General features: G+C 56.2%; 9 protein-coding genes. 1 reads left to right on the top strand and 8 read right to left on the bottom strand.

The window, feature by feature from the left end; all coding sequences use genetic code 11:
• Positions 1-139: 139 nt before the first annotated feature.
• Entirely contained in the window at positions 140-1,531 is a 1,392-nt protein-coding gene (locus tag MR935_RS08125) for a glycine--tRNA ligase (RefSeq protein WP_290572610.1), read from the top strand.
• Between the two features lie 363 nt (positions 1,532-1,894).
• On the opposite strand, the gene MR935_RS08120 is transcribed toward MR935_RS08125, so the two are convergent.
• From MR935_RS08120 to MR935_RS08085, 8 genes are all read right to left on the bottom strand, one after another.
• Positions 1,895-2,068: a hypothetical protein gene (locus MR935_RS08120; RefSeq protein ID WP_290572608.1), complete on the bottom strand. Its 174-nt coding sequence runs from the start codon at positions 2,066-2,068 to the stop codon at positions 1,895-1,897.
• Positions 2,069-2,137: 69 nt separating this feature from the next.
• A complete protein-coding gene (locus MR935_RS08115; RefSeq protein ID WP_290572606.1) occupies positions 2,138-2,932 on the bottom strand; it encodes an SDR family NAD(P)-dependent oxidoreductase in 795 nt (264 codons plus the stop codon).
• 101 nt (positions 2,933-3,033) lie between these two features.
• Positions 3,034-3,387, bottom strand: coding sequence for a 50S ribosomal protein L20 (gene rplT, locus MR935_RS08110; protein WP_290572604.1), 354 nt, complete (start codon positions 3,385-3,387; stop codon positions 3,034-3,036).
• A 34-nt stretch (positions 3,388-3,421) separates the two neighbouring features.
• Positions 3,422-3,619, bottom strand: coding sequence for a 50S ribosomal protein L35 (gene rpmI / locus MR935_RS08105; protein ID WP_290572602.1), 198 nt, complete (start codon positions 3,617-3,619; stop codon positions 3,422-3,424).
• Between the two features lie 45 nt (positions 3,620-3,664).
• Positions 3,665-4,174 (bottom strand): translation initiation factor IF-3, encoded by a 510-nt coding sequence (gene infC, locus MR935_RS08100; protein WP_290572600.1) that lies wholly within the window; start codon positions 4,172-4,174, stop codon positions 3,665-3,667.
• 202 nt (positions 4,175-4,376) lie between these two features.
• On the bottom strand, positions 4,377-4,760 hold the full coding sequence (locus MR935_RS08095; protein WP_290572598.1) for a putative ABC transporter permease: 384 nt from the start codon (positions 4,758-4,760) through the stop codon (positions 4,377-4,379).
• Between the two features lie 74 nt (positions 4,761-4,834).
• The gene (locus MR935_RS08090) at positions 4,835-5,284 is read right to left on the bottom strand and encodes a nucleoside 2-deoxyribosyltransferase (RefSeq protein ID WP_290572596.1); all 450 of its coding nucleotides are present in this window, start codon (positions 5,282-5,284) and stop codon (positions 4,835-4,837) included.
• Positions 5,285-5,300: 16 nt separating this feature from the next.
• Positions 5,301-5,894, bottom strand: coding sequence for a putative ABC transporter permease (locus tag MR935_RS08085; RefSeq protein ID WP_290572594.1), 594 nt, complete (start codon positions 5,892-5,894; stop codon positions 5,301-5,303).
• Positions 5,895-6,216: the final 322 nt, after the last annotated feature.

The raw sequence follows: 6,216 nt of genomic DNA, 5'->3' as shown, positions 1-6,216 counted from the left end.
ATCTGACAAAAAACGTGTTTTGGCGAATGCCCTTGACAAGTAATAATTATACAGGTAAAATAAGCTTATGTCAAGCACTTTTTTGCTTGTATTCAAAAAAAGCGCGCATCAGCCAGATGCACCGCAAGGGAGAATGGAAATGAAAAACAGCGAAAAAACAATGGAAAAAATCGTCGCCTTGTGCAAGGGACGCGGCTTCGTCTATGCCGGTTCGGAGATCTACGGCGGCTTGGCCAACACGTGGGACTATGGCCCGCTCGGCGTGGAGTTTAAGAACAACGTCAAGGCTGCATGGCGCAAGAAATTCATTCAGGAAAGCCCGTATAACGTCGGCTTGGACGCGGCTATTTTGATGAATCCGACCGCATGGGTCGCCTCCGGCCATGTAGGCGGCTTTTCCGACCCGCTGATGGACTGCAAGGACTGCAAGACCCGCCACCGCGCCGACCAGCTCATCGAGGAGGCCACCGGCGAGAACCCCGCGGGCTGGTCAAACGAGCAGATGCGCGCCTATATAGATGAGTACCAGATCGCCTGTCCGAACTGCGGCGGGCACAACTTCACTGATATCCGCCAGTTCAATCTGATGTTCAAAACCTATCAGGGCGTTACCGAAAACGCAAAAAATGAGATCTATCTGCGCCCCGAGACCGCGCAGGGCATCTTTGTCAACTTTCAGAACATTCAGCGCACCACTCGCCGGAAAATCCCGTTTGGCGTTGGTCAGGTGGGCAAATCCTTCCGTAATGAGATCACCCCGGGCAATTTCACCTTCCGCACCCGCGAGTTTGAGCAGATGGAGCTAGAATTCTTCTGCAAGCCCGGCACCGATTTGGAGTGGTTCAAATATTGGAAGGACTATTGCCATAATTGGCTGCTCTCGCTCGGCATGAAGGAGGAGAACCTCCGCCTGCGCGACCACGACCCGGAGGAGCTGAGCCATTACTCCAACGCCACGACCGATATCGAGTTCCTCTTCCCCTTTGGCTGGGGCGAGCTGTGGGGCATCGCTGACCGCACCGACTTCGACCTGACCCAGCACCAGAACACCTCGGGCGTTTCGATGGAATATTTCGATCAGGAAGCGAACGAAAAGTATATCCCCTATGTGATCGAGCCTTCACTCGGTGCTGACCGTGTCGCGCTGGCCTTTCTGTGCGATGCCTATGACGAGGAGGTCGTTGGGCAGGACAAGAACGGTAAGGACGACGTGCGCACCGTGCTGCGCCTGCACCCCGCGCTCGCGCCGTTTAAGGCCGCCGTGCTGCCGCTCTCCAAAAAGCTGACCGAGCAGGCCATGCCGCTTTGGGAAAAGCTGTCCAAAAAGTTCAATGTGGACTTTGACGATGCCGGCTCGATCGGCAAGCGCTACCGCCGCGAGGACGAGATTGGCACACCGTACTGCGTCACGGTGGACTTTGAGACCGAGCAGGACTGCTGCGTCACCGTCCGCGACCGCGACACGATGGAGCAGGAGCGCGTCAAGATCGACGATCTGTTCCACTATCTGGCCAAGAAAATCGCGTTCTGATGCGCCGTGCCAAACAGCGCAGACCCGCATAGCAAACGACAGCCGCATGATTATCTCATGCGGCTGTCGTTTTTCATATCGACTCTATTCCAGCGGCACAGCCTCTATATAGCAGGTCTTTTCCCCTGCAAGGCCACGCAAATGCCCAATTTTGATTGCAAGATATAAAAAAACCACGCAGCCGCACCGTACCTCCATACGCGCCTGACGTGGAACATTCCCAAAGGTATTTTACTTCTCGCTCTGTCCGGTATGGGCATCGCCAAAAATCAGGTCGTCGATATCAGGCCGGTCGGGCCGCTGGGGAATCCGCAGATGTCTCATAATCACTTTCAACTCCTTTCTTTGTATTCTGATTGTGTATTACAGTATATCAATACTGCGCGGTAAAAGCAAGAAAAATTTTTGTAAAACATTTGTCAACATTTGTCCTTTTTCACCAAAGAGCACGAGCGCCTGCGCGACCACTACTGAAAAAGGCTCGGCTGTCCAAACGACAGCCGAGCCTACAGGGGCTTCTCTCACGAACAGCGGCACGCCGCTGTCTTTCTTTTCAGAAAACCGTATCAAACCGCGCAGCGTGAAGCCGTTTGCGCAGAGCCACCATTACCAAGTGCGGGAACCCATAGCCCGGAATTGGGCAACAGTGGGCGCATGAGAATTCAAGCCGCCATCCACTGTAATGATTTGTCCGCTGACATAGGCGCTTTCATCCGCGCCGAAATAAACGCAGGCATGCGCGATATCGTCCGGGCATCCGTAACGGTTGACCATGATATTGCTCAGGAAAATATCCTTCAGCGCTTGCGGTACCTTGGCCTCGTTCTCGGGGGTGATAATCAGACCGGGGCGGACACAGTTGCAGCGAATATTATCCTTGCCGTATTGCAATGCCACCGACTTGGTGAACATATCCACGCCCGCCTTGGCGCTGGCATAGGCGGTCGAGCCTAAATCGCCGCCGCAGGAAGCCATAGAGCCAATGTTGATGATCGAACCGCCGCGCGCATCCTTACGCATATGCGGCAGCACACATTTGGTCACATAGAACGTGCCCCGCATATCGCTCTGGAAGATGGCGTCCCACATTTCAATGGTCAGTTCGTCCACGCGGCCATCCTTGAGCGCCACATTGGCGGCGTTGTTGACCAGAATATCAATTCGCCCATAGGTTTCGGCGATGTCCTCCACCAGCTTTTCAATGCTTGCGGGATCGGTAATGTCCATCACATGGAAGGCCGCCTTGCCGCCCTCCGCGGTGATGCTGTCCACAACGGCCTGCCCCTTTTCCACGCGCCGCCCGCAGACGATGACCTGCGCGCCCTCCGCGGCGTAGCGCTTTGCAATGCCGATGCCGATGCCGCTGGTCGAACCGGTAACGATAGCGACTTTATTCTCCAACCTGTTTATGTCCAAAACCTCACTTTCTTAACTGAAATCCAAACTTTTATGGGGACGGGCGCACCGACACCCGTCCCCTATATCGCACGTTTTCAAAAAAATTAAAGAGCAGCCTTGGCCTTGTCAGTCAGCGCGGTGAACGCGGCCATGTCATTAACCGCCAGCTCGGCCAACATCTTGCGGTTCAGGTCGATACCCGCCTTCTTCAGACCGTTCATGAAGGTGCTGTAATTCATGCCGTTGAGCTTGCAGGCAGCCGAAATGCGGGTGATCCACAGGCGGCGGAAGTCACGCTTTTTCTGCTTGCGGCCAATGTAAGCGTACTTCAGGCTCTTCATGACCGCCTGATTGGCTACACGGAAGTGCTTGGATTTGGCACCCCAGTAACCCTTGGCACGCTTGAGGATCTTCTTTCTTCTTTTGCGCGTCATCATTGCGCCCTTAACTCTTGCCATTGTGATTGCCTCCTATATGAAAGATATTTTTAACTTATTTGTAGGGGATCAGGCGCTTGACCTGCGCTACATTGGTCTGATCGGCGAAGCCCTCCTTGCGCAGGTGACGCAGACGCTTGGTGGACTTTTTATTCAGGATGTGGCGGCGACCGACATGGGCGCGCTTGATCTTGCCGTTCTTGGTAACGGAAAATCTTTTCTTTGCACCGCTGTGCGTTTTGATCTTAGGCATAGGTTTTGCTCCTCTCTCAATTTGCGCTGGAAACGCGCTTTTGTCTTACTTGTCCTTGATCGGGGCCAGAAACATGATCATCTGGCGTCCCTCGAGCTTGGGCTGCTTTTCCACCGTGCTGTATTCCGTGCACAGCTCCGCGAAGCGATGGAGCAGATCCTGACCGAGCGATGCGTGTGTTACCTCGCGTCCACGGAAACGAACCGAGACCTTGACCTTATCGCCATCCTTCAGAAAACGACATGCGTTTTTCACCTTGGTGTTCAGGTCGCCCACGTCGATATTGGGGGTCAGGCGGATCTCTTTGATCTCCACGACGCGCTGGTTTTTGCGCGCTTCCTTTTCCCGCTTGGCCTGCTCGAAGCGGAATTTGCCGTAATCCATGATCTTGCAGACGGGCGGCTTGGCCTGCGGGGCGATCTTGACCAGATCCATGCCCTTGTCGATCGCGGCCTGCTGCGCCTGCTGGATAGGTACGATGCCGAGCTGCTCGCCGTCGTCGGCGATCAGGCGGACTTCCTTGTCGCGGATCTCTTCGTTGATCTGATGTTCCATGCTGCTGATGGGTAGCACCTCCAAACAAAAACGAATAAATGAAAAGAAAAAGGACGGACCGAAGCCGGTCGTCCTCCAACAGATAAAGCGCGCGGCCGCCGCGCGGCCTTTGCGTTTATTGACCCGTTCGCCAGCGCTGCGGGTGAGGACGACGCCTTCTTCCTTGTTTCCTTGACTACTATACCAAAAATACTGCGCAAAGTCAAGCGTTTCTTTCATTTCTTTCGGCCGAACAGCCGCCCAGCATAAACGGCGCAGCCAGCGCCAGCCACAGCGCCGCGTATTTCAGGCATATCTGCCCCTGCACATTGCCGATCTCACGCGAATAGTCCCAAACGTCCAGCCCGCAGACGCGGTTTACCGTGCAGCCGACGACGTATTCCGCCGCCGTGATGCAGGCCGCGCCGCTCACGCAGCGCACGAGCGGCCGCTCGGCGCGCAGCCGTCCGCGCAGGCTGCCCAGCCCGACCAGCACCGCGCCGCCGGTCAGCGCCATTGTCCAGTGTGTCCGTCCGCGCCACAGCAGCTCGAGCGCCGGATAACCGGCCGCACCGAGCAGAAACAGCCCGGCTGTCTGCTTTTTCATTGCAATCACCCACGGTTATTGTGGGCAGCCCGACCGGGATTATACCCGCCCGCACACAAAACGCGACGCGGCTTTCAATTTTCCGCCGCACAAGCCGCCAGCGCCGCGGCGAAGTCCCCATGGACGATCGTGGCCGCGCACGCCAGCATCAGGTTGAGCGGCAGGCCAAAATCCTCAACTGCGAAGCCGTCCGCGTCCGTCTCTCCCAGCCTGTCCCGCAGGGTGCGCACATCGTCCACATAGCCGTACACCTTCTTGCCCTTGGCGCAGGCGTAGCCGACCTCAAAGCAGGTGCCGCTGTCCGGCTCCGCCCCGCGAAAGGGATTGAGGTTTGCGATCACGATGTCGGCCTTGTCGATCAGGCCGCAATTGCCTGAGAAGATCTGGTGCGCACCGTCCGCCTCGTGGTCGAGCGGATACAGGCCGACAAAGCCATTTTCCGCGCACAGCAGCTTGTACCTTGCGCCGCGCTGCACCGCGTCCGGCGCAAATACATCAAAGCCGGCAAGATATATCGTTTTCATATGCTTCTCCCCTATTTCATGTAATGCGCAGAATAAAATCCAACAGAAACAGGCCGAACAGCACGGCGAACAGCACAGCGCGCCGCCGCTCGCCCAGCCGGGTGACTGCCCGCTCCAGCAGCGGCTGGAGGACATACAACACGAGCATCCCGGCTACGCCGAAGCGCAGGCTGGCGCTTAGACAGATACGCCCCTCAAACTGGATGGTATAGCTGCTGTAATCCCACAGCCAACCGCCGGTCGTCCATTCGAGCAGATAGCTGGTCAGAAGCTCAAGCACGGTCGTCAGCACGACGATGGCCACGAACACGACCGCAGGCGTGACGCAGACGCGCCCCCACAGGAGCCGCCGCTTCATCACCCCGCGCAGGCACAGCAGCAACAACAGCGCGCCGAAGCCGTATACCGGGCAATACGGCCCCCACAAAAACCCCCGGTTGGAAAAGCCCCAGCGGTACACCACAACCTCTAAAAACACCTCATAGCACCAGCCGAGCACCGAGTAGGCCAGAAAATACAAAAAGTACGCTTGCAAACACCCAAACCACGGCTTGCCTTTCCGCATGCCGCTTTGCGCAGCGGCCGCGCCGGATGTACGGTTTTCCTGCATAACACACCTCCTTGCAACGCAAAAGGGGGCAGCTGACCGCCCCCTTTTCATATGCTTAAGATAATACCGCATAATTCGGCAAAATCGACTTGCGAGAAAATTCTGCGCACTGATGAGGCGCAATTGTACAATAATACTGGATATATTGCAAGCAATTGCAACAAAATCAGGGCGGAAAATTGCCGCAAAGCGCCGAAGATGTAATTGTGCGGTGTTGCCTTAACTTACAGCCTTGCCTCCAGCTCCTTACGGCGCTCCTCATAGCCGGGCTTGCCGAGCAGGGCGAACATATTCTTCTTATACGCCTCGACCCCCGGCTGAT

Source organism: Agathobaculum sp. (genome assembly GCF_022775115.1).
In the GTDB taxonomy this organism is placed as follows: Bacteria; Bacillota; Clostridia; order Oscillospirales; family Butyricicoccaceae; genus Agathobaculum.
Note: the sequence above shows the minus strand (reverse complement) of the source record. Positions and strands in the feature narration are given on the sequence as shown.

Bases quoted from the DNA above. Each gene is read 5' to 3' on its own strand.
- rplT (WP_290572604.1), bottom strand. From the start codon at position 3,387: ATGGCAAGAGTTAAGGGCGCAATGATGACGCGCAAAAGAAGAAAGAAG.
- MR935_RS08090 (WP_290572596.1), bottom strand. From the start codon at position 5,284: ATGAAAACGATATATCTTGCCGGCTTTGATGTATTTGCGCCGGACGCG.
- MR935_RS08085 (WP_290572594.1), bottom strand. From the start codon at position 5,894: ATGCAGGAAAACCGTACATCCGGCGCGGCCGCTGCGCAAAGCGGCATG.
- infC (WP_290572600.1), bottom strand. From the start codon at position 4,174: ATGGAACATCAGATCAACGAAGAGATCCGCGACAAGGAAGTCCGCCTG.
- MR935_RS08095 (WP_290572598.1), bottom strand. From the start codon at position 4,760: ATGAAAAAGCAGACAGCCGGGCTGTTTCTGCTCGGTGCGGCCGGTTAT.
- rpmI (WP_290572602.1), bottom strand. From the start codon at position 3,619: ATGCCTAAGATCAAAACGCACAGCGGTGCAAAGAAAAGATTTTCCGTT.
- MR935_RS08125 (WP_290572610.1), top strand. From the start codon at position 140: ATGAAAAACAGCGAAAAAACAATGGAAAAAATCGTCGCCTTGTGCAAG.